The sequence below is a fragment of the Streptomyces sp. NBC_01244 genome (assembly GCF_035987325.1).
Classification (GTDB): domain Bacteria; phylum Actinomycetota; class Actinomycetes; order Streptomycetales; family Streptomycetaceae; genus Streptomyces.
Genome location: NZ_CP108488.1, coordinates 7777502 through 7803630, shown reverse-complemented (window position 1 = coordinate 7803630; position 26129 = coordinate 7777502). Strand labels below are relative to the sequence as shown.

Sequence of the window (26129 nt, the reverse complement as noted above, 5' to 3'; positions counted from 1 at the left end):
AACCTCCCCTGATTGGCTCTGCCTGCCAGGCCAATCCAGGTACAGACTCGCTGCATTGGCCGCCGATTGGCAAGGAGAACGCAATGTTGACGAGGCTGACCGACCGTGACGAACGGGCCCTGCTGGCCGCCGCCGAGAACCGGATCACCGAGCCCCTGCGCCTGGGGGCGGCGCTGGCCGCCGTAGGACGCCTCCTGCGGCGCGAGCGAGAATCGGTGACATGTCACCCCGCAGCAGCACACCAGACGAGCACCGGCACCAGCAGCAGCACCGGCAGCCCGCGGCGGCAGCCGACCGCTCCGCTCCCCCGGTGATCGCCGGCCTGCTCCTCGCCGCCGGCGGCGGCCGGCGCCTGGGTGGCCGGCCGAAGGCCCTGCTGACCTACCGGGGCCGCCCGCTGGTGGAGAACGCCGTACGGGTCCTGCGCGAGGCGGGCTGCGGCCCGCTGCACGTGGTGCTCGGCGCCTCCGCGGCCGAGGTGCGCGAGCGCGCCGACCTGAGCGGCTGCGTGGTGACCGACAACCCGGACTGGGCCGAGGGCATGGGCTCCTCCCTGCGGGTCGGCCTTGCCTCGCTGGCCGGTACGGGCGCCCGCGCGGCCCTGGTCTCCCTGGTGGACCAGCCGGGCATCGGCCCGGAGGCGGTGGCCCGGGTCCGGGCCGCCTACCGGTCCCCGGCGAGCCTGGTGGCGGCGGCCTACGAGGGCGAGCGCGGGCACCCGGTGCTCTTCGGGTCGGACCGCTGGCCGGACATCGTGGCGACGGCCACCGGGGACAGGGGCGCGCGGGTGCACCTGACGAACCATGCGGCGGAGCTCACCCTGGTCGAGTGCGGGGACGTGGCGGAGGCCTTCGACATCGACACCCCGCCCGACCTGGCACGACTCGCCTGAGCGGGCTGTGATCGCGGTGGCACTGAGGGCCACCGAGAAGCGGAATCTGTCGACTCAGAGAATCTCGACATCAACAAACCATTGAACTTCCACCATGAGGAAATTACTATCCACTGGTCAGAAGCGCCCTGAACCCCCAGACGGCGCCCGCGACCGTATCCCGGAACTCTCCACACCCGACGGCACTGCGTGCCGTCTCGCGCGAGCATTCCCCCGCGGCCGCCAGGCACCGCCGCTGAAGGAGTGACAGATATGTCCGCACCAGCGCCGTCATCGCTGGCCATCGTCGACGCCGAGCCCCTGCCCCGGCAGGACGAAGTCCTCACCGAAGCGGCTCTCGCCTTCGTGGCCGAGCTCCACCGGCGGTTCGCCCCCCGCCGCGCCGAGCTCCTCGCCCGCCGCTCCGTGCGCCGCGCCGAGATCGCCCGTACCTCCACGCTCGACTTCCTCCCGGACACCGCACAGGTCCGCGAGGGCGACTGGAAGGTGGCGCCGGCCCCGGCCGCGCTGAACGACCGCCGTGTGGAGATCACCGGTCCGACGGACCGCAAGATGACCATCAACGCCCTGAACTCGGGCGCCAAGGTCTGGCTCGCAGACTTCGAGGACGCCTCGGCTCCCACCTGGGAGAACGTGGTCCTCGGCCAGCTCAACCTGATCGACGCCTACGAGCGCCGCATCGACTTCACCGACGCCCGCACCGGCAAGGCGTACGCCCTGGGGCCCGCCGAGGAGCTCGCCACCGTCGTGATGCGCCCCCGCGGCTGGCACCTGGAGGAGCGCCACCTGCAGTTCGAGGGCGGCCCGGCCTCCGGCTCGCTCGTGGACTTCGGCCTGTACTTCTTCCACAACGCCAAGCGCCTCATCGCGCTCGGCAAGGGCCCGTACTTCTACCTGCCGAAGACCGAGTCCCACCTGGAGGCGCGCCTCTGGAACGAGATCTTCGTCTTCGCCCAGGACTACGTCGGCATCCCGCAGGGCACCGTCCGCGCGACCGTCCTGATCGAGACGATCACGGCCGCGTACGAGATGGACGAGATCCTCTTCGAGCTGCGCGACCACGCGGCGGGCCTGAACGCCGGCCGCTGGGACTACCTCTTCTCCATCGTCAAGAACTTCCGTGACGGCGGCGAGAAGTTCGTCCTGCCGGACCGCAACGCGGTGACGATGACCGCCCCCTTCATGCGGGCGTACACCGAACTCCTCGTCAAGACCTGCCACAAGCGCGGCGCGCACGCCATCGGCGGCATGGCGGCCTTCATCCCGTCCCGCAAGGACGCCGAGGTCAACAAGGTCGCCTTCGAGAAGGTCAAGGCCGACAAGGACCGCGAGGCCGGCGACGGCTTCGACGGCTCCTGGGTCGCCCACCCCGACCTGGTCCCGATCGCGATGGCCTCCTTCGACGCCGTCCTGGGCGAGAAGCCCCACCAGAAGGACCGCCTCCGCGAGGACGTCCACGTGGCCCCGGGCGAGCTCATCGCGATCGATTCCCTCGACGCGAAGCCCACGTACGACGGCCTGCGCAACGCCGTCCAGGTCGGCATCCGCTACATCGAGGCGTGGCTGCGCGGCCTCGGCGCCGTCGGCATCTTCGGCCTGATGGAGGACGCCGCCACCGCCGAGATCTCGCGCTCGCAGATCTGGCAGTGGATCAACGCCGGCGTGGTCTTCGAGAACGGCAAGCTCGCCACCGCCGACCTGGCCCGCGAGGTCGCGGCCGCCGAACTCGCCGCGATCCGCGCCGAGGTCGGCGAGGAGGCCTTCACCTCCGGCAAGTGGCAGCAGGCCCACGACCTGCTCCTCCAGGTCTCCCTCGACGCCGACTACGCGGACTTCCTCACCCTCCCCGCGTACGACCAGCTCATCGGCTGACACCCCGTCTTCGGCTGAATCGCACAGCAGCCGAACCCCCCGTCAGCACGGCAGTAACGACGACGCCCCCGAAGCCTTCCGGCTCCGGGGGCGTCGTCGTGCGTCCACGATTCGGCGCGTCCGACCGGTCGGCGCCGAACGACCGATCGGTTGTTACTTGTTCGTAACTTGCCTGTACCTAGCGGTAACAACGCGCGAGGTGGCACCTTTCCGATTGCCACCGGCCGGAGGTAACCCCCACTTACCCAGCCATGCGCCGGAGTTGTTCCTGGCTCCCGCATGGCCGACCGCAGGAGTTCCGCAGTGATCGGATTCCGCAACGACAGCATGGACCGGGCCCGTCGCGTGCGACGACTGGCCGGGATCGGGACGGCGGCGGCGCTCGGCGCCGGGGCCCTCGTCACCGGAGGGGCCGGGACGGCCGTGGCCGGGCCGGGGAACGGGCCCACCGCCGTGGTGTCCCTCGGCGACAGCTACATCTCCGGGGAGGCCGGACGCTGGAAGGGCAACAGCCTGACCAACAGCGGGAGCCGGACCGGGACCGACCGGGCCTGGGTGAGCGGCAGCAGCTACGACCCCGGCAAGGTCTACGGGGCCACCGCCGGCGGCTGCCACCGGTCGGACTCCGCCGAGGTGAAGAGCGCCGGGGCCATCGCCGATGTCGCGATCAACCTGGCCTGCTCCGGGGCGGTCTCGCAGAACGTGTTCCGCGCCTCCAACGGGGGCGTCGCCTTCAAGGGCGAGGCCCCGCAGGCCGATCAGCTCGCCGCCGTGGCCGCGAGCAACAACGTGAAGGTCATCGCGCTGTCCATCGGCGGCAACGACCTCGGCTTCGCCGACATCATCAAGGAGTGCGCGTACGACTTCGTGCTCTGGAACTCCTACTGCTACGACGACCAGCAGGAAGGTGTGAACGACAAGATCGACGGCGTCATGGCCGACGTCGGCAAGTCCGTGGACGAGGTGCGGGCCGTCATGCGCGGCGCCGGGTACGCCGACTCCTCGTACCGGATCGTGCTGCAGTCCTACCCGTCCCCGATCCCGCGCGGCGCGGAGAACCGGTACACCCAGAGCGACTGGAGCCGGCTCAACACCGGCGGGTGCCCCTTCTGGAACCGGGACTCCGACTGGGCCCGGGACTCGCTCGTGCCGCAGATCGCCGGGCGGCTCAAGGCGGTCGCCGCCGCCAAGGGCGCGCAGTTCCTGGACCTGAAGGACATGATGCAGGGGCGCGAGGTGTGCGCGAAGGCGAGCAAGCAGGTGACCACCGCGGCGCCGGCCTCGGCGAAGACCAGCGAGTGGGCCCGCTGGATCGACAGCAGCGAGACGCAGGGCCTGGTCCAGGAGTCCATGCACCCGAACCACTTCGGTCAGCTCGCGGCCGGGCGCTGTCTGGCGCTGGTCGCGGCGCAGCCGGCGGGCAGCGGGTTCGGCTGCAAGAACACCGCCGGGGCCGACCAGAGCGGGATGTACCTGACCCCGGCTCCGTAGCTCCGTTAGCTCCGTAGCTCCGTAGTACTGATCCGTCGCGGCCTGGTCCTTGCGGCCTCGCCGCGGCGGGTGCGGTCCTATCCGGACTCGTTGAGGACGGACAGGATGTTGCCCGCCGGGTCCTTGAACCAGGCGATGGACGGCATTCCGCGCTCGGTGGGGCGGACGATGCCCCGGTCGTCGGCGTCGAATCCTTCGTAGCGCTCGAGGCGGACGCCTCGCGCGGTGAGTTCGCCGACCGCCTTGTCGATGTCGTCCACGGTGAAATTGAGGATCGTGAAGGTCGCGGGCTCGTGGTTGTCCTTCGGATAGACCAGTACCTCCGTGCCGCCCGCGAGGTGCAGTCGCAGGATCGGCATGTCCTCTTCCTCGGTGACCCGGAGCCCGAGCGTGCCGCCGTAGAACTCCTTCGCCTTCCCGAGGTCGTCGACCGAGAAGCCGCTGTAGGCCTTGCTCTCCGCAAACATGACCACTCCCTCGATCCGTCGCGCGCCCCTGCTCCCATGTTCCCCCCGGGCCCGGCGGTCGTCGACCGGGAAATCGGGTGATCGCCCGCCCGCGCACTGGCATGCTCGCGCCCATGACAGTCCGCAGCGCGCGTCCCAGTCTCTACATCTCCGTCGACGTCGAGGCCGACGGGCCCATCCCCGGCCCGTATTCGATGATCAGCTTCGGGGCCGCCGTCGCAGGCCGGCAGGACGGGGCCTCGTATACGGCCGCCGATCCGGAACAGGACACCTTCTACCGCGAGTTGCGCCCGATCAGCGAGGCGTACGTACCGGAGGCGCTCGCGGTCAGCGGGCTCGACCGGGACCGGCTGCTCCGCGAAGGGGCCGAACCGGCCGTCGCCATGGCGGAGTTCCGCGCCTGGGTGCGGGAGGTATCGGCGGGGGCGCAGCCGGTGATGTGTGCCTACCCCGCCTCCTTCGACTGGACCTTCCTGTACTGGTACTTGATGAGCTTCGGCGGCGACAGCCCCTTCGGGCACTCCGGTTGCCTGGACATGAAGACCCTCTACGCGGTCAAAGCCCGGGTCCCCCTCCGCGCCGCCGTCAAGCGTCGGATGCCGAGCGAGCTGCTCTCCCGCCGGCCGCACACCCATCACGCGCTGGACGACGCGGTCGAGCAGGCCGAGCTGATGAGCAACCTGATGGCGTGGGAGCCGCCCGGTCAGACCGGTCAGCCCGTTGAGACCGCTCAGCCCGGTCAGCCCGCTCAGCCCGCCAGCTCCGGCAGCAGTTCGCGCAGGGGCGTCCGGGCGCCGGAGGTGTAGGCCGCGCGGAAGGCCTGCGGGGTGAGGCGGGTGCGGACCGCGTGCTGGACGCGGGGGGCCGCGGCCGCGCGCGGGCGGGTGCGGGAGACGGCTCCGAGGAGGCGGGCGGCTTCGGCGTAGCGGCCCTGGTCCGCCTCCAGTTCGGCGAGGAGTTCCGCCGAGAAGGCCTGCCCGAGCGTGTCGTCCAGCGCGAACTGGGTCCGCAGCGCGCTCAGCAGTTCGGTACGGGCCAGGGCCGGGCGGCCCTCGTGGCGCTGGACCAGGGCGTGGGCGTAGCTCACCCAGGAGCGGGCCCACGGATCGGACGGCCCGTCCGGCGGCCCGTCCGGCAGCCCGTCCTGCGGACCGTCCCCGACCGGGACCGGGACCGGGACCGGGACCGAGGCCGGGTCCGTGCGGGCGACCGCCAGGGTGTGCGCGGCCCGCAGGGCTTCGCGGCCGGGGCCGAACTCCGGATCGGCCGGCAGGAGTTCCAGGCCCTCCCGGTACTCCGCCGCGGCGTCCTCGTACCGGTGCTCCCACAGCGCGATCGTGCCGCGCAGATGCGCCAGGTACGCCAGGCAGGCGTCCTCACCCTCGTACACGGCCTCGGCCCACGCCTCCACCAGCAGGGGGTCGGCGCCGGCGGACTCCCCGAAGGCCGCGACCAGCCACGCCGCGAGCCACAGCGCCCGGGCGGGCCGGGGCGCGGGGTGCACGGCCAGGGCGCGCTCCACGTGCCTGCGCCCCTCCGCCGCCATCCCGCACGCGGACCACAGGAACCACAGGGACACCGCGATCTCCAGGGCGGCGCCCGGCCCTCCGGCGGCGAGCGGGTTCATCGCCGCGCGCAGCTCGGGGAGTTCCCGCAGGGCGAGGGCGCGCGCTTCCCGCTGCGCGCCGGCGCGCCACAGCTGCGCGGCTCGCTCCGCCAGCACCCGGCAGCGCTCGCGGTGGCGCCGGGCCGTCGTCGCGCCGTCCCCGGCGGGTCCGTGCGCGAGCCGCCGGGCCGCGTACGCCCGTACGGACAGGGGCAGCCGGTAGCGGCCGGGCCCGGCGTCCGCGAGCAGGCCCGGGGCCAGCCGGAGCAGTGCCTCGGCGGCGGTGTCCGGGGTGAGCGCCCCGAAGCCGCACACCTCGGCGACGGCCGCCTTGTCGAAGGAGCCCGCGAAGACGGAGAGCCGCTCCCAGAGCAGCCGTTCGGCGGGCGAGGCCAGCCGCAGCGAGCGTTCGGCGTCGACCCGGGTGCTGCGGCCGGCGCCGCCGGCGAGGAAGCCCAGCGGGTCGGAGCCGAGCCTGCGGAGCGCCTGCGCGGGCGCGTACTGGTGCGAGCGCCCCGCCGCGAGCTCCAGTGCGCCGGGGATCCCGTCGAGCGCCCGGCACAGCGCGGCGACGGCGCCCGCGTTGCGGTCGGTCAGCTCGAAGAAGGGGTCGGCGCCGCGCGCCCGCTCCTCGAAGAGCCGTACGGCCGCGTAACCGGCGACGTCGGCCACCGGGAACCGCCGGGTGGGGTCGGGCACGGCCTGCCCCGCCAGGACCGACGGCGCCGCGGGCAGCGGCTGCACGGAGGGCGCGGTCGGCACCGAAAGCGGCGGTACGGCGAGCACCGCTTCCCCGGAGAGCCGCAGCCTCCGCTGCGACGTGGCCAGAATGCGCAGCCCCGGCAGGCGCCGCAGCAGTTCGGCCACGAGCCCCGCTCCGGCCTCCCCCAGCTGTTCGCAGCCGTCGAGCACGAGCAGTGCCTCGCGTCCCGCGAGGCGGTCCGCGAGCTCCGCTCCGAGGCGGTCCCAGCTCTGCTTCGGCAGGGCTCCGAGCTCCGCCCAGACGGCGTCCAGTCCGTCGCGGTCGCCCAGGGTGCGGACGGTGCGCACCGCGAGCCGGGTCTTGCCGATTCCCGCAGGTCCGGTGAGTGTGACCAGGCGCTGCGTCGCGAGCAGGGAGGCAAGGGCGGTGAGCTCCCGCTCCCGCCCGATGAAGCTCGACAGTTCGGCGGGCACCGCCTGCCGCACGCCCGAGCCGGCCTCCCCCACACGTCCTCCTGCTGTGTCCGACACGTGCGCACCGTCATGTGGTCAACAGTTGAACGCACAAAGAGAGATGATCGGCTCATAATCCCGTTGTCCCGCCACCGACCGGGAGAACCACCAAGGGGAGGGTATGAACTCGGCCATTTCCGCCATCGACGACACGGACCGGGCGCTGGTCCACGCACTCCAGCTCGCACCCCGCGCGAGCTGGGAGTTGCTGGGTCCGGTCCTCGGCGCGCGCCCGGACACCCTGGCGCGCCGCTGGGAGCGGCTGACCGGGTCCGGCGAGGCGTGGCTGAGCGGACTCGGGTTGCGCACGGGCGTCACGAAGCCCTGCATGGCGTGGGTGGAGGTCATGTGCACCGCGGGCAGCTCGCCTTCGGTGGGGAACTCCCTCGTGGCCGATCCGCACGCCCTGGGGGTCGAGCACACCACCGGGGGCCGGGACCTGCTCGTCTTCGTGGCCGTGCCCGACCTCCCCACGCTGTACTCCTACTTGTCCTCCCGGGTGCAGCGGATCCCCGGCGTCATCGGCACCCGCACCTCGATGGTGACGGCGGTGCACTACGCCCCCGACCGCTGGCGCCTGGACCAGCTGACCCCGGCCCAGATCGGCCTGCTGACCAGACGGACCCGGCGGCCGGCCGTGGCCGCCGCCCCGGACCGGCCGGCGGTGGCGCCGCTCCAGGAGGACGACCGGCCGCTGGTACTGGCCCTGGCCTCGGACGCGCGGCGCAGCGTGGCCTCGCTGGCCCGGGAGTTCACGATGAGCGAGTCGACCGTACGGCGCCGGCTGGCGCGGCTGGAGGGCGGGCTGAGCCTGCGCTACAGCTGCGCGCTGGCCTCCGGGCTGTCGGGCTGGCCGGTGTCCGCGACGCTGTGGGCGGAGGCGTCCGAGTTCGAGCTCGCCGACTGCGCGGCGGTCGCCGCCGGGCTGCGCGAGACCCGTATCTGCATGTCCGTCAGCGGCCCCTGGAACTTCATGATCAGCGCCCGGCTGCGCACGGTGGAGGACCTCTCCCGCTACACGGCGGAGCTCACCCGGAGGCTGCCGGGCCTGCGCATCACGGATTCGGCGGTGGCGCTGCAGGTCCGCAAGTCGGAAGCCCAGGAACTGGACCGCCGCGGCCACCGGGTGCGTACGGTCACCCCGGACATCTGGTCGGACCCGGTTGAATCCAGCCTCGCCGGCGTTTGAGGCGCGGGGTCCGGGGCGGAGCTCCGGAAACCTCGGCCGGAGCCGGCCCGCACGCCACCGCACCACCCCGTCCCGCCAACGCGTACGGCGGTGCGGACGCCAACCCCGCAGTGGGTGACGTACGCACCGCCGTATCCCGCGCACGAGCCGGGCAGAGCCTGCTCGCCGCGCAGCCGGCCGGGACCAGCCCGGTCAGTGCACCGGTACCGGATCCGGGGCCGCCGAGGCCGATCCCTTCTTGGCACCGAGGTGGTTGAAGGCGAGGTTCAGCAGGATGGCCACGACGCAGCCGGTGCTGATGCCGGAGTCGAGGACGACGAGCAGGTCCTCGGGGAAGGCGTGGTAGAAGCCGGGGGCCGCGATCGGGATCAGGCCTATGCCGAGCGCGGCGGCGACGATCAGGGCGTTCTCGCCCTTCTCCATGGCCGCTCCGGCCAGGGTCTGGATGCCGCTGGCGGCCACCGAGCCGAAGAGGACGACGCCCGCGCCGCCGAGGACAGGCAGCGGTACGACTCCGATGACGGAGGCGGCGATGGGGCACAGGCCCAGCAGGATCAGGATGCCGCCGCCGGCCGCGACGACGAACCGGCTGCGGACCTTGGTCATGGCGACCAGCCCGATGTTCTGCGCGAAGGCACTGCACATGAACCCGTTGAACAGCGGGCTGAGCGCGCTGCCCAGGGTGTCGGCGCGCAGGCCGCCCTCGATGGTCTTCGCGTCCGCCGGACGGCCGACGATCTTGCCCAGGGCGAGGATGTCGGCGGTGGACTCGGTCATGCACACCAGCATCACGATGCACATGGAGATGATCGCGGCGACCTGGAACTGCGGCGACCCGAAGTGGAACGGCGTCGGGAAGCCGATGAGATCGGCGTTCCGGACGGCGTCGAAGTTCGTCATGCCCAGCGGCAGCGCGATGAGCGTGCCGGCGACCAGGCCGAGGAGGATGGAGATCTGCTGGAGGAAGCCGCGCAGGAACTTGCGCATCAGCAGGACGATCGCGAGGGTGGCCGCGGCCATGGCGATGTTCTTCACCGAGCCGTAATCGGTGGCGGTGCTGTTCCCGCCCTGCGACCAGTTGAAAGCCACGGGGAGCAGTGAGACGCCGATCAGGGTGATGACCGTACCGGTGACGACCGGTGGGAAGAACCGGACCAGTTTCCCGAAGTACGGGGCGGCGAAGAAGCCGAGGATTCCGGCGACGATGATCGCGCCGAAGATGATCGGGATGGCGTTGTCGCCCTCGCCCTTCCCGATGGCGATCATCGGGGTCACGCCGGCGAAGGAAACGCCGTTGACGAAGGGGAGTTTGGCGCCGATCTTCCAGAACCCGAGGGTCTGGAGGAGGGTGGCGAGCCCTGCGGTGAAGAGCGAGGCGCCCATCAGGAAGGCGGTCTCGGTGGCGGAGAGGCCTACGGCCGGGCCGACGATCATGGGCGGGGCGACTACACCCGCGTACATGGCGGCCACGTGCTGGAGACCGCTGGTGAACATCTTCAGCGGGGGCAGGGTCTCGTCGACCGGGTGTTTCCCCCCGTGGTCGTCCGCGACCTGCGGTACTGCGACTGCGTCTGCGTCTTTGCGAAACCTGGGCGCCTGGGCCACGGCTTCCTCCGAACTGTTTAACACGCCGGCAGGGACGTGATGTGTCTGGGAGGTGATGCGAAAGCTGTACGAGTCGAGCCGGTATGGAGTTGTGGGTGCTGCGAATGCTTGCCCCAAGGGGTGCAGAAACGATTCGCCCGAGTCGTTCCACGCACGGGCGGCCCGGGAGCCGCCGTAAGCAAGTCGAAAGTGAGCTGGAGGTGCCGTAGCAGCGGCGCGGTGCGGGAGCTGCGGGGCACACGTGGCACGAGCTGCGGGGCAGGCGTCACGAGCCGCGGAGCGATTGGCACGAGTCACCGCCCCCGGGGCGCCCCAGGAAAAAACCTCGGGCGCTACCCGGGAACAGCTGCCGCGGACCCCGCTCGGGTCCACGGCCGCCGGCCGGGGGCCGTCCCCCCCGGCCGGACTCCGTGGGATCAGGCCTGCGCGGAGATCCGCGCGAGGCGCTGGGCCTCTTCCCGGGTGGACACGGCGATGGCGTCCTCGTCGGCGAAGAGGAGACGGTTGTTCTCGACGATCTGCTTGCCGTTGACGAACGACGCGGTGACCGGGGCCGCCGCACCGAAGACCAGCGCGGTGACCGGGTCGGCGATCGAGGAGTGAAGGAGGGTGTTCAGGTTCCAGAGCACCAGGTCGGCGCACTTGCCGACCTCCAGCGAACCGATGTTGGAGGCGCGGCCGAGGACCTGGGCGCCACCGAACGTACCGAGGCGCAGGGCCTGACGGGCGTTCAGGGCACGCTCGCGGTGGACCGGGTTCAGACGGTTGATCAGCAGCGCGTTGCGCAGCTCGGTGTGCAGCTCACCGGACTCGTTCGAGGCGGTGCCGTCCACGCCGAGGCCGACCGGGACACCGGCGGCGAGCATGTCCGGGACGCGGGCGATGCCGGCGGCCAGACGGGCGTTGGAGGACGGGCAGTGCGCGACACCGGTCTTGGTACGGGCGAACGCGGCGATGTCGGAGTCGTTCATGTGGACGCTGTGCGCCATCCACACGTCCTCGCCGAGCCAGCCGGTCGACTCGAAGTAATCGGTCGGGCCCATGCCGAACAGTTCCTTGCAGAACTGCTCTTCCTCGACGGTCTCCGAGCCGTGCGTGTGCATGCGCACACCCAGGCGGCGGGCCATCTCGGCGCCCTGCTTCAGCAGCTCGGTGGAGACCGAGAAGGGGGAGCAGGGGGCGACGGCGACCTGGGTCATCGCGTCGAAGGAGGAGTCGTGGTACTTCTTCACGGTCGCCTCGGTGTCCGCGAGGGCACCTTCGAGGGTCTCGACCGCGTGGTCCGGCGGCAGGCCGCCGTCCTTCTCGCTGCGGTCCATCGAGCCGCGGGCGAGGGTGAAGCGGACGCCCATCTCGGACGCGGCGCGGATGATCGACCCGGAGAGGTCGCCCGAACCCTTGGGGAAGACGTAGTGGTGGTCCATCGCGGTGGTGACGCCACCCTTGGCCATCGCGGCGAGGGAGCCCTGCGCGGCCGTGTACGTCATCTGCTCGTCGATGCGCGCCCACGTCGGGTACAGCGCGACCAGCCAGTTGAAGAGGTTGTGGTCGGTGGCCAGACCACGCGTGATCCACTGGTAGAAGTGGTGGTGCGTGTTGACCAGACCGGGGGTCACGAGGTGCCCGGTGCCGTCGATGCGGCGGGCGACGTTCTCGAGGTTCTCGGGGGCCCTGCCCGCGCCGACGAACTCGATCTTGTTACCGGCGAGCACCACGTGACCCGAGGCGTACTCGGTGTCATTGGCGTCGACGGTCGCAATCGCACAGTTTTCGATGACGATGCGCTCTACGGCGCTGTCATTGGCTGCCGATGCTGCCATGGGACTTCCTCGTGCTTTCAGTGGCGGTGCGGGCACGGCAAAACCCAGGGGATTTGAGTGCCGGAGCCGGGGGCCTTGACAGCTGACAGTACTGCCGCCCCGTGTGGTGCGTCCGGGTGCCGATTCAGGAAGTTCAAACGTGTCGAAAAGTGCTGACGGGTGTCGCGCCGCCCCGGGGCCACTGCGGAGCCCCGGGACGCGCGTGCCACATCAGAGGTTGGTCATGTCCACGGGGATACGGGCGTCTACGCCGTCGCGGAGGACCGTCGCCTCGATCAGACCGTACGGGCGGTCCGCGGCGAAGTAGACCTCGTTGTCGTTCTTGAGACCGAAGGGCTCGAGGTCGACGAGGAAGTGGTGCTTGTTCGGGAGCGAGAAGCGAACCTCGTCGATCTCCGAACGGTGGTTGATGATGCGCGAACCCATCTGGTACAGGGTCTGCTGCAGCGACAGGGAGTAGGTCTCCGCGAAGGCCTGGAGCATGTGCTTCCGGGTCTCGGCGTAGGACTTCTCCCAGTTGGGCATCCGCTGCTCGTCATCCGACCAGGCGAAGCGCCAGCGAGCCGAAACCTGGGTCGCCAGGATGCGGTCGTAGGCCTCCTTCAGGGTCGTGTACTTGTCCTTCACGTAACCCCAGAACTCGGAGTTCGTGGAGTTCATGACGACCAGGTCCTTGAGGCCGGAGATGACCTCCCAGTTCTTGCCGTCGTACGTGATCTGGGTGACGCGGGTCTCCATGCCCTCGCGGACGAAGGAGTGGTTCACCTCGTCGGAGCCGATGAACTTGGAGTTCGCGTCAGAGGTCGCGATCCGGGACCAGGAGTACTCCTCGATCCGGATGCGGGCCTTCTGGATCGGCTCCTGGCTGTTGACGAACCAACGCGCCAGGTGGATGCCGAACTGCTCGGCGGACTCGATGCCGTACTCCTTGGCGAACGCGTACACCGTGTTCTTGGTGGTGTCCGTCGGCAGGACGTTGGCGTTCGAGCCGGAGTAGTGGACGTCGTCCATGTCGCCCGAGAGGGCGACCGAGACGTTGAGGTCCTTGATGTGGTGGGTGTCGCCGTCCCGCGTGATCTTGACTACGCGGTTCTCTGCTTTGCCGTACTGGTTCTGGCCCAGAATGGTGGCCATGCTAGCTCCCTCGGTAAACGGAGTAGCCGAACGGGTTGAGCAGCAGCGGTACGTGATAGTGCTCGCCCGGGTTCACCGCGAAGGTGATGGTGACCTCGGGGAAGAACGCACCGCTGTCCCTTACGCGGGGGGCGTCCTGCTGTGCCTCGGCGGCTTGCTTCTTGGAGAAGTACGTCTCGGTCTCGAAGTCGAGGCGTACGTGGGTGGTGCCCTCCGGCAGCGCCGGCAGGTCCTTGCAGCGCCCGTCCACATCGGTGGCGGATCCGCCCAGGGCCGCCCACTCGCCGCCCGGACCCGTACGGGCCGACAGGGAGATCGCGACGCCTTCGGCGGGCTTTCCGATGCTGGTGTCCAGGATGTGCGTGGACACCGACGCGGTGGTCTCAGTGCTCATGCTCGGTCTTACTCTCCTTCTACGGATTCCACGAGACGGGTCAGGCGGATCCGGTTGATCTTGACGAGCTCGCCACGAGCGATTTCCCGCTCCTGTTCCGGCGAGTTCTCGATCCGGACCTTGACCGCGTCCCGCATGAACTCACCGGTCGCACCGGTGGCGCAGATGAGGAAGACGTGGCCGAACTTGTCCTGGTAAGCCAGGTTCAGTTCGAGGAGCTCGGTCTTGAGCTCCTCCGAGGCACCGGCCATGCCACGCTGCTCGCGGGCGGAGGTCGGGTCTCCCGGCTTCGGCCGGCCGATCGGCGCGTGTCCGCCCATCGCCTCGCCCAGGTCCTCCGCGGTGAGCTCGGCCATGGCGGCCTCGTTCGCGGAGAACAGGGTGTCGACGCTGGTGAAGGGGCGCTGGGCGAGCAGCTTGCTGCCCCATGCCGAGCTGGCACACACCTCGTGCAGCTCGGCCGTGGCCGCACTGTCGTCCAAGGCGTTGAACCGGGTGAGACCCGGGGTCGGACTCGAAGTCACGGTAGGCCTCCGTGGCCTGTTGTTGCTTTGACGGGCTGCGCATAGCTAACGCCCTCGACAACACGGCGTCAACACTTTGTTGAAACTTCCCGTACACAAAAGCCGCCGCCCGGGTGAATTGGGCGGCGGCTCGTCACGGTGGGTCAATCAGGATTCACTCTTGGTTGGCCCCGGCGGCCCCTTTGGGGGTCTCGCCGGAGCCCTTGGGGGTGCTTGAGTCCCTGTTCAGGTAGTTGTAGACCGTGAAGCGGCTTACGCCCAGGGCCCCAGCGACCGTCTCCACGCCGTGCCGGACCGAGAAGGCGCCGCGCGCCTCCAGTATCCGTACGACGTCCTGCTTGGACTTCCGGTCGAGCTGGGACAACGGTACGCCGTGCCGGCGCTCCAGCGCCGCCAGGATGTGGTCCAGCGAGTCCGAGAGCTGCGGAAGCCGTACGGCGAGCAGGTCCTGGCCCTCCCAGGCGAGCACGACGTCGTCGGGCTGGGCCAGGGACGGATCCATCAGCTCGCCGCCCATCGCGTCCACCAGCGGCTTGACCGCCGCGACGAAGGGGTGGTCCCGGGGCTCGGTCATGGCGTCTCCTCCCCGATCACGTTGACCTGGAGCGAGACGCGCGTGGCTCCGGCCTCCAGAGAGTTGCGCAGCAGCGCGGTGACCGCGGTCAGCACCGCTTCGGACTCCCCTTCGGCCGTATTGCCGAACGGGCCGACGTCCACCGCGTCCAGCTGGGCCGTCTGGATGACCTCGCGAGCGGCTACGGCATGGGCAGGGGCCTCTTCGAGATCGAAGGGCTCGGTCGTGAACTCCACTCTCAATCGCACGCCGCTCAAGCTACCCGGACCAGAAGGAGTGGCGCGATAGCGCCCCCTTGAGGGGTGGCGGTCGGGCGACGGACGGGCCGGACTTTTCGGGAGGCGGTACTTGACAACCGGGCCGCCCTGCTTGCAGTCTTCCATCAGGCAGAAACTAACTTCCGCAATACGGAAGGAGCGCACACCCCTCATGGGATACACGGACCAGCGCTTCGATGTAAATCTTTCGATCCTCTTCACGGAACTCCCGCTCCTGGAGCGTCCCGCGGCTGCCGCCGCAGCGGGCTTCACGGCGGTCGAGCTGTGGTGGCCCTGGATCGAGACCCCCACCCCCGCTCAGGAGGAGCTCGACGCCCTCAAGACCGCTCTTGAGGACGCCGGCACCCAGCTGGTGGGCCTGAACTTCTACGCCGGCCGGCTGCCGGGTCCGGACCGCGGTGCGGTCTCGGTTCCCGGTGAGGAGTCGGAGCGCTTCAACGCCAACATCAACGTGGCTGCGGACTTCGCCGCCTCGGTCGGCTGCAAGGCGCTGAACGCCCTGTACGGCAACCGCGTCGAAGGCGTGGACCCGGCCGTTCAGGACGAGCTCGCGCTGAAGAACCTGGTCGTGGCGGCTCAGGCCGCGGACCGCGTCGGCGCGATCCTCCTGATCGAGACCCTGAACAAGCCCGAGTCGCCGCTCTACCCCCTGGTGAGCGCCCCGGCCGGCATCGAGGTAGTGGACAAGGTGAACGAGGCCACCGGCCTCGGGAACGCCAAGTTCCTGCTCGACCTGTACCACCTGGCGATGAACGATGAGGACCTCTCCGAGGTCATCGAAAAGTACGCCGCCAAGACCGGACACGTCCAGATTGCGGACAAGCCGGGACGAGGTGCCCCCGGCACCGGCGAGCTGCCCCTCGAAGAGCTGCTCGACCAGCTCCAGAAGGCCGGCTACCAGGGCTTTGTCGGTCTCGAGTACAAGGCCGCCGACGCCGCCGCCTCCTTCGCGTGGCTGCCCGCAGAGGCCCGCGCCGCGAAGTAGGCGGAAAAGTCCGGGCGAACAGCCAGGCACCAGACGAACTTTTCGTACGAAGAATTAAGAGAAGGACCCTCATCATGAGCAACCTCCCCAAGATCGCATGGGTCGGCCTTGGCATCATGGGCTCCCCCATGGCCGAGAACCTCCTGAAGGCCGGCTACTCGGTCACCGGCTTCACGCTGGAGCAGGACAAGCTGGACCGCCTGGCCACGGCCGGTGGCGGCGCCGCCGGTTCGATCGCCGAGGCCGTCAAGGACGCCGACGTCATCATCACGATGGTGCCCGCCTCCCCGCAGGTCGAGGCCATCTCCTACGGTGAGAACGGCATCCTCGAGAACGCGAAGTCCGGCGCGCTGATCATCGACATGTCGTCGATCACCCCGCAGACCTCGATCGACCTGGCGAAGAACGCCGCCGCCAAGGGCATCCGCGTCATCGACGCCCCGGTGTCCGGTGGCGAGGCCGGTGCCATCGAGGCCGTCCTGTCGATCATGGTGGGTGGCGAGCAGGCCGACTTCGACGAGGCGCTCCCGATCCTCGAGGCCCTCGGCAAGGTCATCGTCCTGTGCGGTCCGCACGGCTCCGGCCAGACGGTGAAGGCTGCCAACCAGCTCATCGTCGCGGTGAACATCCAGGCGTGCGCCGAGGCCGTCGTCTTCCTCGAGAAGTCGGGCGTGAACCTCGAAGCCGCTCTGGACGTGCTCAACGGCGGTCTGGCCGGCTCCACGGTCCTGACCCGCAAGAAGGCCAACTTCCTGAACCGCGACTTCAAGCCCGGTTTCCGGATCGACCTGCACCACAAGGACATGGGCATCGTCACCGACGCCGCCCGCAACGTCGGTGCGGCCCTCCCGGTCGGCGCGGTCGTCGCCCAGCTGGTCGCCTCGCTGCGCGCCCAGGGTGACGGTGGCCTGGACCACTCCGCGCTGCTCCGCGCGGTCGAGCGCCTCTCCGGCGCCCAGATCTGAGCTCCGCTCCGATAGGCGGCCCGCTCACAGGGCCGCCACCCGCCCCGCTCTCGGGGCCCTGAGTTTCCGGATGGTGCCGGTGCTGACACCTGTCCTGTCGCGCCCAAGTGCCGGCACCGTCCGGATTACCTCTCCTCCACTCTTTCTTTCAACAAACTGTTGACGTCGAGTTCATGCCGAAATTAGGCTGTTCCGCATGACGGAAGACGATTTCCGTCAGCAGTTCCCCGTACGGAAGGTCACCATGTCGAAGCGCACGCTGACGACCGAGTCTGGCGCCCCGGTCGCCGACAACCAGAACTCCGCTACCGCCGGCGTCGGTGGCCCGCTCCTGGTCCAGGACCAGCAGCTCCTTGAGAAGCTCGCCCGCTTCAACCGCGAGCGCATCCCGGAGCGCGTGGTGCACGCCCGCGGTTCGGCCGCGTACGGCCACTTCGAGGTGACCGACGACGTCACCGCGTACACCAGCGCCGCGTTCCTGAACACGGTCGGCAAGAAGACCGAGACCTTCCTGCGGTTCTCCACCGTGGCCGACTCGCTGGGTGGCGCGGACGCGGTCCGCGACCCGCGCGGCTTCGCGCTGAAGTTCTACACCGAAGAGGGCAACTACGACCTCGTCGGCAACAACACCCCGGTGTTCTTCATCAAGGACCCGATCAAGTTCCCCGACTTCATCCACTCCCAGAAGCGCGACCCCTTCACGGGCAAGCAGGAAGCGGACAACGTCTGGGACTTCTGGGCGCACGCCCCCGAGGCGACGCACCAGATCACCTGGCTGATGGGTGACCGCGGTATCCCGGCGTCGTACCGTCACATGAACGGCTACGGCTCCCACACGTACCAGTGGACCAACGCCCAGGGCGAGGCCTTCTTCGTCAAGTACCACTTCAAGACGAACCAGGGCATCCGCTGCCTGTCGGGCGAGCAGGCCGCCGAGCTCGTCGGCTCCGACGCCAACTCGCACCAGACCGACCTGCTGCAGGCCATCGAGCGCGGTGTTAACCCGAGCTGGACCCTCTACGTCCAGGTCATGCCCGCCTCCGAGGCCGCGGACTACCGCTTCAACCCGTTCGACCTCACCAAGGTGTGGCCGCACAGCGACTACCCGCTGCAGCGCGTGGGCCGTCTGGTCCTCGACCGCAACCCGGACAACGTCTTCGCCGAGGTCGAGCAGGCCGCGTTCTCCCCGAACAACTTCGTCCCGGGCATCACCGCCTCGCCGGACAAGATGCTCCAGGGCCGCCTCTTCGCGTACGCCGACGCCCAGCGCTACCGCCTCGGTGTGAACCACACCCTGATCCCGGTCAACGCTCCGAAGGCGACGAAGGCCGACAACTACGGCCGCGACGGTGTCATGGCGCTGCGCAACGGCTCGCGCTACGACAAGAACTACGAGCCCAACTCGCACCAGGGTCCGGCCGAGACCGGTCTGGCGCTGGGCGCCCCGAAGGCCGTCTCCGGCTACACGGGCACCCACGAGGCTCCGGCCCACACCAAGGACGACGACTTCTTCCAGGCCGGTGAGCTCTACCGCCTGATGTCGGAGGCCGAGAAGCAGCGTCTGGTGGCGACCATCGCCGGCGGCCTGTCTCAGGTCACCCTCGAGGACGTCATCGAGAAGAACCTGGCTCACTTCCACGCCGCGGACGCCGACTACGGCAAGCGCGTCGAGGAGGCCGTCCGCGCCCTGCGCGACGCCTGAGCCCACAAGCTGCGCCGGGACCCTGACGGGAGGTCAGGATCCGGGTGCTGAGCCCACACCGCGGACCCGGATGAGGGGTGGTACGCGGTGAGGGCAGGACGAGGACCGTGGCGAGCGTGCGAGCCAGTGCGGTGGTAATGGGTTCCGAGGCCCGTCTCTTGACCTGAGGGAGACGAAGCCGGAGTTCTCGTCGCCGTTCGCCACGGTCCCAGCCAAAATCACTCCTCTATATACAGGGGCCACGCACAGAGCCCCCTGTATACGGATGGAGAACCTCCCCCACCCTCTCCGCCCGGCGGTGCGAACGTCCTGTCGCGCCAGCCTCGTACCGTCGGGCGGTAACAAGCAACACACACCCAAAGAGCCGAGTCACGGACGGTCCCGTGACTCGGCTCTTTGTCATGCCCGGCCGAGCACACGCGGAGCGGCCCGGGGTACGGGGACCTGCCTGTGAGGCGGGTCCCCGTACCCTTACCCGGCCCTGTGCCTCCGCCCGCACCTGCGCCTGTGGCTGTACCTGTGGCTGTGGCTGTACCCGGACGTGGGCCTCTATACGTGGACCGGCGTCTGCGTCCACACGCACCCATACGCCCAAGACGCCGACCTGTGGGCCTCACCACGGGCACAGGGAGTCTGTTCGGCAGCTTGTACGACCGTCGGCCGACACCGGGAACGCCCGTACGCGGCCCTTGCGGGCTCCTTGGGCACGCAGGCAGGGCCACCGGCCGGACGCAAGGGGCAGGGGCCGGCCGTCACCCTGCACGGCGGGCTACTGGACGGGGCGCCTGGTGCGGGCCCGCGCCCTGTTCCCCGTACGGGATGCCGGGAGGCCCGGCCAGTGCCTAGGGGGCCGTCGGGGCCGGTGCACGTGCCGCCTGGTGGAACGTGGGCGGGACCTGCGGCCCGTAGGGAACGCGGAACGGCCCCCGTTCCTCCTGGAGGAGGGACGGGGGCCGTTCGGTGGTGCTAGACCAGCCTGATGGGACTAGGCGGGCAGCGTGTTGCGGAGCGCGGTCGGGGCGTGGCCCAGCTCGGTCGCGACTTCTTCGAACTCGGTGACGTCGCTCATGTCGACCGTCTTGCTCATCGAGATGTTGGTGATGCGCTCGAGGATGGCCTCGACGACGACCGGAACCTGGTGCTCCTGGGCCCACTTCTTGGCCGTCTCGAAGGCCTCGCCCAGCTTGTCCGGGTCGGTGACGCGGATCGCCTTGACGCCCAGGCCCTCGGCGACCTTGACGTGGTCGACACCGTAGACACCCAGCTCGGGGGTGTTGATGTTCTCGAACTCGAGGTTGACCTCGAAGTTGATGCCCAGGCCGCCCTGCGCCTGGCGGATCAGACCCAGGTAGGCGTTGTTCACGAGGACGTGAACGTAGGGGACCTTGTGCTGGGCGGCGACCGCCAGCTCCTCGATCATGAACTGGAAGTCGTAGTCGCCGGACAGGGCGACGATCGGGGTCTCCGGGTCCGCGGTGGCGGCACCGATCGCGGCCGGGATGGTCCAGCCGAGGGGGCCGGCCTGGCCACAGTTGATCCAGTTGCGCGGCTTGTAGACGTGCAGCATCTGCGCACCGGCGATCTGGGACAGACCGATGGTGGTGACGTAGCGGGTCTCGGGGCCGAACGCCTTGTTCATCTCCTCGTAGACGCGCTGCGGCTTCATGGGGATGTTGTCGAAGTGCGTGCGGCGCAGCAGCGTCGCCTTGCGCTCCTGGGCGGAAGCGGCCCAGGCGCTGAAGTCGGGCAGCTTGCCCTCGGCCTTGAGCTCCTTGGCGATCTCGACGAAGAGCTCCAGGGCCGCCTTGGCGTCCGAGGCGATGCCGAAGTCCGGGGCGAAGATCTTGCCGATCTGGGTCGGCTCGATGTCGACGTGGACGAACTTGCGGCCCTTGGTGTAGGCGTCGAGGTTGTAACCGGTGTGACGGTTGGCCCAGCGGTTGCCGATGCCGAAGACGAAGTCCGACTCGAGGAACGTCGCGTTGCCGTAGCGGTGCGAGGTCTGGACACCGACCATGCCGGCGGCCAGCTCGTGGTCGTCCGGGATGACGCCCCAGCCCATGAGGGTGGAGATGACCGGGACGTTCGTCAGCTCGGCGAACTCGACCAGCAGGTCGGAGGCGTCGGCGTTGATGATGCCGCCACCGGCGACGATCAGCGGGCGCTCGGAGTCGAGCAGGAACTGCAGGGCCTTGCGGGCCTGGGCGCGGGTGGCGCTCGGCTTGTAGACCGGCAGCGGCGAGTAGGTCTCGGGGTCGAACTCGATCTCGGTCAGCTGGACGTCGATCGGGAGGTCGATCAGGACCGGGCCCGGACGGCCGGAGCGCATCAGGTGGAAGGCCTCCTGGAACACGCCCGGAACCTGGGCGGCCTCCAGGACGGTCGTCGCCTTCTTGGTGACCGGCTTGGCGATCGAGGCGATGTCGACGGCCTGGAAGTCCTCCTTGTGGAGCTTCGAGACCGGAGCCTGACCGGTGATGCACAGGATCGGGATGGAGTCCGCGATCGCGGAGTACAGGCCGGTGATCATGTCGGTGCCGGCCGGGCCCGAAGTGCCGATGCAGACGCCGATGTTGCCGGCCTTGGCGCGGGTGTAACCCTCGGCCATGTGCGAGGCGCCCTCGACGTGGCGGGCCAGGGTGTGCGCGATTCCGCCCACGTTCTTGAGCTCGCGGTAGAACGGGTTGATCGCAGCACCGGGGACGCCGAACGCTTGTTCGACACCCTCGAGCTTGAGGATCTCCACTGCAGCGGCGGCGGCTGTCATACGAGGCATCGAGTTCTCCTGCGGGTCTGGCGGTCAGGCTTTTCCGTAATCCGGAAGTTTTGTTCTGCTATACGGAACAAGCTAAGCGGCGACTCCCCACAACGTCAAGGCGGTACGGCACCCCGGAACCCACCAAAAGCCGCCGATGGGGCAGTGAGTTGTACGAAAATCCAGGGCCCGACCGAAAATCGAGGGTCTGCCCACCCCTCCGGTGGCAGGTGGTGGACCATGGGCCTACGCACAGCGACGAAGGCGAAGAGCGACGAAGGCGAAGGGGGTCCGGCACTCATGGCGGATGCGGTACCGGTGCGCTGCCCGGCGTGCCTGCGCGAGAACGGCTACGCCGCCCCGGTCTTCCCCTGCGCCTGCGGGAACCCGGTCACCCCTCCCCTGGACCTGGCGTCACCGCCCCGGGAGCTGACCCACCGCACCTGGACGCAGAGCTGGGTCGCGGTGCGGTGCGAGTCCTGCGGCCGGGAGAGCGAGTGGCCGCATCCGGAGGTGGGGTGCACCTCCTGCGGGACGGTGGTGCTGGTTCCGGTCCATCCGCTGGAGCCTGCGGGCGGGGTTCCCTCCGGTGGGGAGGTACGGACTCCCCCGCGTGCGGCGGAGCCGCCGGCGGCTTTCCCGGCTCCTTCTACTCCTTCTGCTCCCTCTACTCCGTCTACGCCGCCCGCTCCCCCCGCCCCCTCGGCTCCTCGTGCTTCCCCGGCAGCCCCGGACCCCGCGGTGCCCCGCCCCGCCTTCCGGCCCGTGACGATCCGTACCGCCCGGGACGCGGTGGTCACCGCCGCGCTGTACCTGCGCTGGCTCGGCTTCCAGGACGTGCGCCAGCCCGACGGGCGGCCGATCCCGTCGACGGCGGTGGACCTGCGGGCCCCCGGCCTGGTCGCCCAGGTGGACCCGACGACGGCTCCGGCCGGGCTGCGGGCGGTGGAGTGCGTCTGGCTGAATGGGCTCACGGCCTGCGCGACCAGCGTCTACTTCTCGCTCGCCGGATACACGGAAGACGCGCGCGCCCGCGCGGACGACCTCGGCATACCCCTCTTCGTCATGGACCTCACGGGCATGCCCCAGCCGGTCAACGACCCGGCGGAAGACCTCCTCGGCATGGGGGCCTAGGCTCGGGGGGTATTACGTGCGTTTGCCTGCCGAGGAGAGCTTGATGAGCCTGTACGACATCCCGCTGACCACCCTGTCCGACGAGCCCACCAGCCTCGCCGCGCACAAGGGCAAGGCGATCCTTCTCGTGAACACCGCCTCGCAGTGCGGTCTCACCCCGCAGTACTCGGGCCTGGCCCGTCTGCAGTTCAAGTACGAGGAGAAGGGCTTCACCGTCATCGGTGTGCCGTGCAACCAGTTCGGCGGGCAGGAGCCGGGCAACGCCGACGACATCCAGACGTTCTGCGCGGCCGGCTTCGGCGTCACCTTCCCGATGCTGGAGAAGTCCGACGTCAACGGCGATAACCGCCACCCGCTCTACGAGGAGCTGGTGAAGGTCCCGGACGCCGAGGGCGAGGCCGGTGACATCACCTGGAACTTCGAGAAGTTCCTGATCTCCCCCGCCGGCGAGGTCGTGGCCCGCTTCCGCCCGCGCACCGAGCCCGAGGCCGCCGAGGTCATCGCGGCGATCGAGGCGCAGCTGCCGGCCTGACACCACCTGAGGGTCCGATAGCCGAGGGCCGACGGCCGGTACGGGGCTGCGCGCGCAGCCCCGTACCGCCGGGGTCAGTTCACCTGCCGCTCCCGGCCCGACCAGTACGGCTCGCGGAGCTTGAACTTCTGGATCTTGCCGGTGGCCGTACGCGGGATGGTGGCACGGAATTCGACCGTCGTCGGGGCCTTGTACCCGGCCAGTCGTTCCTTGCAGTGGGCGATGATCTCCGCCTCCTGCACGGCCTCTCCCTCGGCGAGGACCACGAGGGCCTTGATCGTCTCGCCCCATTTCTCGTGCGGCACACCGATGACGGCGACCTCCGCGACCGCCGGATGGCTGAAGATCGCGTCCTCCACCTCGATCGAGGACACGTTCTCGCCGCCGGTGATGATCACGTCCTTCTTCCGGTCGGAGATCGTCAGATGGCCGTCGGCCTCGTCGACCGCGCCACCGTCGCCCGTGTGGAACCAGCCGTCCCGCAATGCGGCCTCGGTCTCCTCCGGCTTGTCCCAGTACCCCTCCAGCACGACGTTCGACCGGGCCAGCACCTCGCCGTCCTCGGACACTCGCAGTGTGACGCCCAGTGCGGGAAGCCCCGCACGCGAGAGCCTGCGCGCCCGTTCCTCGGCCGGCAGCTCCGCGTCGGCCGGCCGGGTCCGGTTGAAGGTGAGCAGCGGCGAGGTCTCGGTCAGGCCGTAGATCTGCGTGAACTCCCAGCCCAGCTCCTCGCCCATGCGCTGGATCGTCCGGCTCGGCGGTGGGGCGCCCGCGCAGACGACGCGTACCCGGTCGCGGCCCGGGATCTCGCCCTCCCAGCTCGCCGCCGCGTCCAGCACCGTGTTCCACACGGCGGGCGCACCGCACATCAGCGTGACGCCGTGTTCCTCGACCCGTCGCAGGATCTCGGCGCCGTCGACCTTGCGCAGCACGACCTGCTTGACGCCGAGCCCTGCCATCACGAAGGGCATGCCCCAGCCGTTGCAGTGGAACATCGGCAGCGTGTGCATGTAGACGTCACGCTCCCAGACCCGGGTGTGCAGGCCGAAGGTGAGCCCGTTCACCCAGATGTTGCGGTGGGTGAGCTGCACCCCTTTGGGGCGGGCCGTGGTCCCCGAGGTGTAGTTGATCGTCGCCGTCGCGTCCTCGTCCGGGTGCGACCAGGGGCGCGGCTCCACCCCGAAGCGCATCAGCATCGCGTCCGTCTCCGCCCCGAGGACGAAGCGGTGGCGCGCCTTGACGCCCGACAGCGCCTCGTCCAGCTCCGGGTCGACGAGCAGGACCGAGGCACCGCTCTGCCGGACCACGTAGTCGACCTCCTCCGGCTTCAGCCGGAAGTTGACCGGTACGCAGACGCGCCCGCTCATCGGCAGCGCGAACAGCAGCTCCAGCAGCCGGGCGGAGTTGTGGCTGACCACCGCCACGCGCTCGCCCTCGCCGACCCCCAGCGCGTCGAATCCCGCCTGCCAGGCCCGTACGCGCTCGCCGAGCCTCCCGTACGTCGAATCGGGGACCGGTGGACCGGGCTGATCCGGCTCGTCCACCACGCCCGGACTGGACGAGAACCCCAGCTCCGCCCGGTCGAGGAAGTCCGTGACGGTCATGGGAATCCGCATTGCTCTCTCCTAGGTCCCGAATAACGATCGCGGTCGATCGCGGTGGATCGCGGTGGATCGCGGTGGATCTCGGTCGTGCCAGGCATCGTGCCGTGTCCGGCGTACGGGCCACCAGAGCGCGGCGGGTCCTGGCCGCCCGGCTCGACCACCCGTCCGGCTCAGCCGCGGATGGACCCGAACCGTACGGAGCCGCCCGCGGAACCCTCACCCGCGCTGTCGCCCATGGCGGCGAGAAGGGCCTCCCCCTCGGCCACGATCTCTGCCCTACCGGCCTTGGAGACGGCGGAGAACAGCTCGACGGTGAGCGTCCCACCGCCCGTCCCACCGTCCAGCTTCCAGAGCCCGGCGAGGAAGCCGTCGACGAGCAGCGTGCAGTGGGCCTGGTTCCCGGACCAGGTGCTCCCCTTCAGCTCGGGCGCGATCACCCGGGAACGGTCGGCATGGGAGAGGAGCAGGTTGTCGAACTCGGGAAGGAAGCGGGGCGGCGCGGGCTGCTCGGCGTCGGGGCGCGGCCCGTCGGGCAGATCGAAGAGCTCGACGCCGTTCTCGTCCTGGAACACCTCCAGGCCGGGCCTGAGCCGCTCGAAGGCCTCGCGCAGCCGGGTGAGCCCGGCCCACGTCTGCATGTCCTTGACGGAGGCGGGCCCAAACGCCCCGAGATACCGAAGGACAACGTCATCAATCCCCGAGCCCTCCCCGCCGGCCTCTCCTCCCACTCCTCCTCCCACTCCTCCTCCCACTCCCACCCACTCACTCAAGGTGGTGAGGCGGACTTGGCCGCTCTTCCCCCAGACCCCGCGCGGTGTCACCTGGACGAGCGGCAGCCGGCAGCGCGCGGCGACGGACAGCGACTGCGGGTCGGCTCCGGGCCACTCCTTGAGCAGTTCCTCCCGTATCTCCGCCATGGTCCGCGGCTCGGCCTCCACGAACGCCCGCGCCCGCTCGGCCAGCTTGTCCAGGTCCACTCCGACCAGGCCCTTGCGGAAGTAGTTGATCTCCCGGTCGCGGGCGGGCTGGACGAGCGGGCGCAGGGTGAGCGCGTCGTGGACGGTGTGGGTGTGGATGGTGGACCTCATGGTGACCATCCGGACCACCTGACGGGACTCCATCAGCCCGGCGAGCTCGGCCGGCCCGAATCCGGCGAGTCGGGCGTGGAGCTGGAAGTAGGGCGGCTTCACGTTCTGCGCCTGGAGCCCCATCAGGTGCTGGGTGGCGTCCTGCGCGGACATCTCGGCGCGGGTCAGGAGCAGCTGACGGGCGAGCGTGGCACGGTTCAGCGCAAGGGTGTCGAGTACGGGACGCATCGTCTTGGAGGCCATGACAGCAACGTAGCGGCCCATGCGGACACCTTCTGTCCGCAACTCCGAACCGGTCGCACC

At 69.8% G+C, this 26129-nt stretch carries 23 protein-coding genes; 11 read left to right on the top strand and 12 right to left on the bottom strand.

Features of this window, described 5'->3' with window-relative positions; genetic code table 11:
* Window positions 1-83 precede the first annotated feature (83 nt).
* The 4 genes from OG247_RS34705 (at window position 84) to OG247_RS34690 (ending at window position 4255) form a co-directional block, all read left to right on the top strand.
* Window positions 84-314, top strand: coding sequence for a hypothetical protein (locus OG247_RS34705; RefSeq protein ID WP_327255921.1), 231 nt, complete (start codon window positions 84-86; stop codon window positions 312-314).
* On the top strand, window positions 221-892 hold the full coding sequence (locus OG247_RS34700) for a nucleotidyltransferase family protein (protein ID WP_327255920.1): 672 nt from the start codon (window positions 221-223) through the stop codon (window positions 890-892). Before OG247_RS34705 ends, OG247_RS34700 begins: the two co-directional genes overlap by 94 nt.
* Window positions 893-1144: 252 nt before the next feature.
* On the top strand, window positions 1145-2764 hold the full coding sequence (gene aceB, locus OG247_RS34695; protein ID WP_327255919.1) for a malate synthase A: 1620 nt from the start codon (window positions 1145-1147) through the stop codon (window positions 2762-2764).
* Window positions 2765-3067: 303 nt separating this feature from the next.
* Window positions 3068-4255: a GDSL-type esterase/lipase family protein gene (locus OG247_RS34690; protein WP_442813493.1), complete on the top strand. Its 1188-nt coding sequence runs from the start codon at window positions 3068-3070 to the stop codon at window positions 4253-4255.
* A gap of 77 nt (window positions 4256-4332) precedes the next feature.
* Here the strand turns inward: OG247_RS34690 and OG247_RS34685 are convergent, their stop codons facing one another.
* Window positions 4333-4722 carry a VOC family protein gene (locus tag OG247_RS34685; protein ID WP_327255917.1) on the bottom strand — a complete coding sequence of 130 codons (390 nt, stop codon included), beginning with the start codon at window positions 4720-4722 and terminating at the stop codon, window positions 4333-4335.
* A gap of 113 nt (window positions 4723-4835) precedes the next feature.
* Between OG247_RS34685 and OG247_RS34680 the strand changes: the two genes are divergently transcribed.
* Window positions 4836-5528, top strand: coding sequence for a 3'-5' exonuclease (locus OG247_RS34680; protein WP_327255916.1), 693 nt, complete (start codon window positions 4836-4838; stop codon window positions 5526-5528).
* Here the strand turns inward: OG247_RS34680 and OG247_RS34675 are convergent.
* On the bottom strand, window positions 5471-7537 hold the full coding sequence (locus tag OG247_RS34675) for an ATP-binding protein (protein ID WP_327255915.1): 2067 nt from the start codon (window positions 7535-7537) through the stop codon (window positions 5471-5473). The two genes, OG247_RS34680 and OG247_RS34675, sit on opposite strands and share 58 nt — an antisense overlap.
* Before the next feature lie 127 nt (window positions 7538-7664).
* Here OG247_RS34675 and OG247_RS34670 point away from each other — a divergent pair, with 127 nt between their 5' ends.
* Window positions 7665-8732: an Lrp/AsnC family transcriptional regulator gene (locus OG247_RS34670; RefSeq protein ID WP_327255914.1), complete on the top strand. Its 1068-nt coding sequence runs from the start codon at window positions 7665-7667 to the stop codon at window positions 8730-8732.
* Between the two features lie 192 nt (window positions 8733-8924).
* Here the strand turns inward: OG247_RS34670 and OG247_RS34665 are convergent, their stop codons facing one another.
* The 7 genes from OG247_RS34665 to OG247_RS34635 all read right to left on the bottom strand — a co-directional run bounded on the left by OG247_RS34665 (window position 8925) and on the right by OG247_RS34635 (window position 15031).
* Window positions 8925-10337 carry a nucleobase:cation symporter-2 family protein gene (locus OG247_RS34665; protein ID WP_327257739.1) on the bottom strand — a complete coding sequence of 471 codons (1413 nt, stop codon included), beginning with the start codon at window positions 10335-10337 and terminating at the stop codon, window positions 8925-8927.
* 416 nt (window positions 10338-10753) lie between these two features.
* Window positions 10754-12157 (bottom strand): 8-oxoguanine deaminase, encoded by a 1404-nt coding sequence (locus OG247_RS34660; RefSeq protein ID WP_327255913.1) that lies wholly within the window; start codon window positions 12155-12157, stop codon window positions 10754-10756.
* Window positions 12158-12367: 210 nt separating this feature from the next.
* A complete protein-coding gene (gene pucL / locus OG247_RS34655) occupies window positions 12368-13291 on the bottom strand; it encodes a factor-independent urate hydroxylase (RefSeq protein WP_327255912.1) in 924 nt (307 codons plus the stop codon).
* Window position 13292: 1 nt separating this feature from the next.
* Window positions 13293-13685, bottom strand: a complete 393-nt coding sequence (gene uraH, locus OG247_RS34650; protein ID WP_327255911.1) for a hydroxyisourate hydrolase — start codon at window positions 13683-13685, stop codon at window positions 13293-13295.
* A gap of 8 nt (window positions 13686-13693) precedes the next feature.
* Window positions 13694-14209: a 2-oxo-4-hydroxy-4-carboxy-5-ureidoimidazoline decarboxylase gene (gene uraD / locus OG247_RS34645; protein ID WP_327255910.1), complete on the bottom strand. Its 516-nt coding sequence runs from the start codon at window positions 14207-14209 to the stop codon at window positions 13694-13696.
* 154 nt (window positions 14210-14363) lie between these two features.
* A complete protein-coding gene (locus OG247_RS34640) occupies window positions 14364-14783 on the bottom strand; it encodes a helix-turn-helix domain-containing protein (protein ID WP_327255909.1) in 420 nt (139 codons plus the stop codon).
* On the bottom strand, window positions 14780-15031 hold the full coding sequence (locus tag OG247_RS34635; protein WP_327255908.1) for a hypothetical protein: 252 nt from the start codon (window positions 15029-15031) through the stop codon (window positions 14780-14782). The genes OG247_RS34640 and OG247_RS34635 overlap by 4 nt, the downstream gene beginning before the upstream one ends.
* 181 nt (window positions 15032-15212) lie before the next feature.
* On the opposite strand from OG247_RS34635, the gene OG247_RS34630 reads away from it, so the two are divergent.
* From OG247_RS34630 to OG247_RS34620, 3 genes are all read left to right on the top strand, one after another.
* Window positions 15213-16046, top strand: a complete 834-nt coding sequence (locus OG247_RS34630; protein ID WP_327255907.1) for a TIM barrel protein — start codon at window positions 15213-15215, stop codon at window positions 16044-16046.
* Window positions 16047-16120: 74 nt separating this feature from the next.
* Entirely contained in the window at window positions 16121-17011 is an 891-nt protein-coding gene (locus OG247_RS34625; RefSeq protein WP_327255906.1) for a 2-hydroxy-3-oxopropionate reductase, read from the top strand.
* Between the two features lie 244 nt (window positions 17012-17255).
* Window positions 17256-18713 (top strand): catalase, encoded by a 1458-nt coding sequence (locus OG247_RS34620; RefSeq protein ID WP_327257738.1) that lies wholly within the window; start codon window positions 17256-17258, stop codon window positions 18711-18713.
* Between the two features lie 985 nt (window positions 18714-19698).
* On the opposite strand, the gene gcl is transcribed toward OG247_RS34620, so the two are convergent.
* On the bottom strand, window positions 19699-21480 hold the full coding sequence (gene gcl, locus OG247_RS34615; RefSeq protein WP_266912577.1) for a glyoxylate carboligase: 1782 nt from the start codon (window positions 21478-21480) through the stop codon (window positions 19699-19701).
* A gap of 288 nt (window positions 21481-21768) precedes the next feature.
* On the opposite strand from gcl, the gene OG247_RS34610 reads away from it, so the two are divergent.
* Together OG247_RS34610 and OG247_RS34605 are read left to right on the top strand one after the other, a co-directional pair.
* Window positions 21769-22602 carry a hypothetical protein gene (locus tag OG247_RS34610; protein ID WP_327257737.1) on the top strand — a complete coding sequence of 278 codons (834 nt, stop codon included), beginning with the start codon at window positions 21769-21771 and terminating at the stop codon, window positions 22600-22602.
* A gap of 43 nt (window positions 22603-22645) precedes the next feature.
* The gene (locus tag OG247_RS34605; RefSeq protein WP_327255905.1) at window positions 22646-23134 is read left to right on the top strand and encodes a glutathione peroxidase; all 489 of its coding nucleotides are present in this window, start codon (window positions 22646-22648) and stop codon (window positions 23132-23134) included.
* Window positions 23135-23208: 74 nt separating this feature from the next.
* Here OG247_RS34605 and OG247_RS34600 read toward each other — a convergent pair whose 3' ends face one another.
* Together OG247_RS34600 and OG247_RS34595 are read right to left on the bottom strand one after the other, a co-directional pair.
* A complete protein-coding gene (locus tag OG247_RS34600; RefSeq protein ID WP_327255904.1) occupies window positions 23209-24750 on the bottom strand; it encodes an AMP-binding protein in 1542 nt (513 codons plus the stop codon).
* Between the two features lie 158 nt (window positions 24751-24908).
* Window positions 24909-26069, bottom strand: a complete 1161-nt coding sequence (locus OG247_RS34595) for a winged helix DNA-binding domain-containing protein (RefSeq protein WP_327255903.1) — start codon at window positions 26067-26069, stop codon at window positions 24909-24911.
* Window positions 26070-26129: the final 60 nt, after the last annotated feature.

Coding starts and splice junctions, on each gene's coding strand:
- OG247_RS34705 (WP_327255921.1), top strand. CDS start 84: ATGTTGACGAGGCTGACCGACCGTGACGAACGGGCCCTGCTGGCCGCC.
- OG247_RS34700 (WP_327255920.1), top strand. CDS start 221: ATGTCACCCCGCAGCAGCACACCAGACGAGCACCGGCACCAGCAGCAG.
- aceB (WP_327255919.1), top strand. CDS start 1,145: ATGTCCGCACCAGCGCCGTCATCGCTGGCCATCGTCGACGCCGAGCCC.
- OG247_RS34685 (WP_327255917.1), bottom strand. CDS start 4,722: ATGTTTGCGGAGAGCAAGGCCTACAGCGGCTTCTCGGTCGACGACCTC.
- OG247_RS34680 (WP_327255916.1), top strand. CDS start 4,836: ATGACAGTCCGCAGCGCGCGTCCCAGTCTCTACATCTCCGTCGACGTC.
- OG247_RS34670 (WP_327255914.1), top strand. CDS start 7,665: ATGAACTCGGCCATTTCCGCCATCGACGACACGGACCGGGCGCTGGTC.
- OG247_RS34660 (WP_327255913.1), bottom strand. CDS start 12,157: ATGGCAGCATCGGCAGCCAATGACAGCGCCGTAGAGCGCATCGTCATC.
- pucL (WP_327255912.1), bottom strand. CDS start 13,291: ATGGCCACCATTCTGGGCCAGAACCAGTACGGCAAAGCAGAGAACCGC.
- uraH (WP_327255911.1), bottom strand. CDS start 13,685: ATGAGCACTGAGACCACCGCGTCGGTGTCCACGCACATCCTGGACACC.
- OG247_RS34640 (WP_327255909.1), bottom strand. CDS start 14,783: ATGACCGAGCCCCGGGACCACCCCTTCGTCGCGGCGGTCAAGCCGCTG.
- OG247_RS34630 (WP_327255907.1), top strand. CDS start 15,213: ATGGGATACACGGACCAGCGCTTCGATGTAAATCTTTCGATCCTCTTC.
- OG247_RS34625 (WP_327255906.1), top strand. CDS start 16,121: ATGAGCAACCTCCCCAAGATCGCATGGGTCGGCCTTGGCATCATGGGC.
- OG247_RS34620 (WP_327257738.1), top strand. CDS start 17,256: ATGTCGAAGCGCACGCTGACGACCGAGTCTGGCGCCCCGGTCGCCGAC.
- gcl (WP_266912577.1), bottom strand. CDS start 21,480: ATGACAGCCGCCGCCGCTGCAGTGGAGATCCTCAAGCTCGAGGGTGTC.
- OG247_RS34610 (WP_327257737.1), top strand. CDS start 21,769: ATGGCGGATGCGGTACCGGTGCGCTGCCCGGCGTGCCTGCGCGAGAAC.
- OG247_RS34605 (WP_327255905.1), top strand. CDS start 22,646: ATGAGCCTGTACGACATCCCGCTGACCACCCTGTCCGACGAGCCCACC.
- OG247_RS34600 (WP_327255904.1), bottom strand. CDS start 24,750: ATGCGGATTCCCATGACCGTCACGGACTTCCTCGACCGGGCGGAGCTG.
- OG247_RS34595 (WP_327255903.1), bottom strand. CDS start 26,069: ATGGCCTCCAAGACGATGCGTCCCGTACTCGACACCCTTGCGCTGAAC.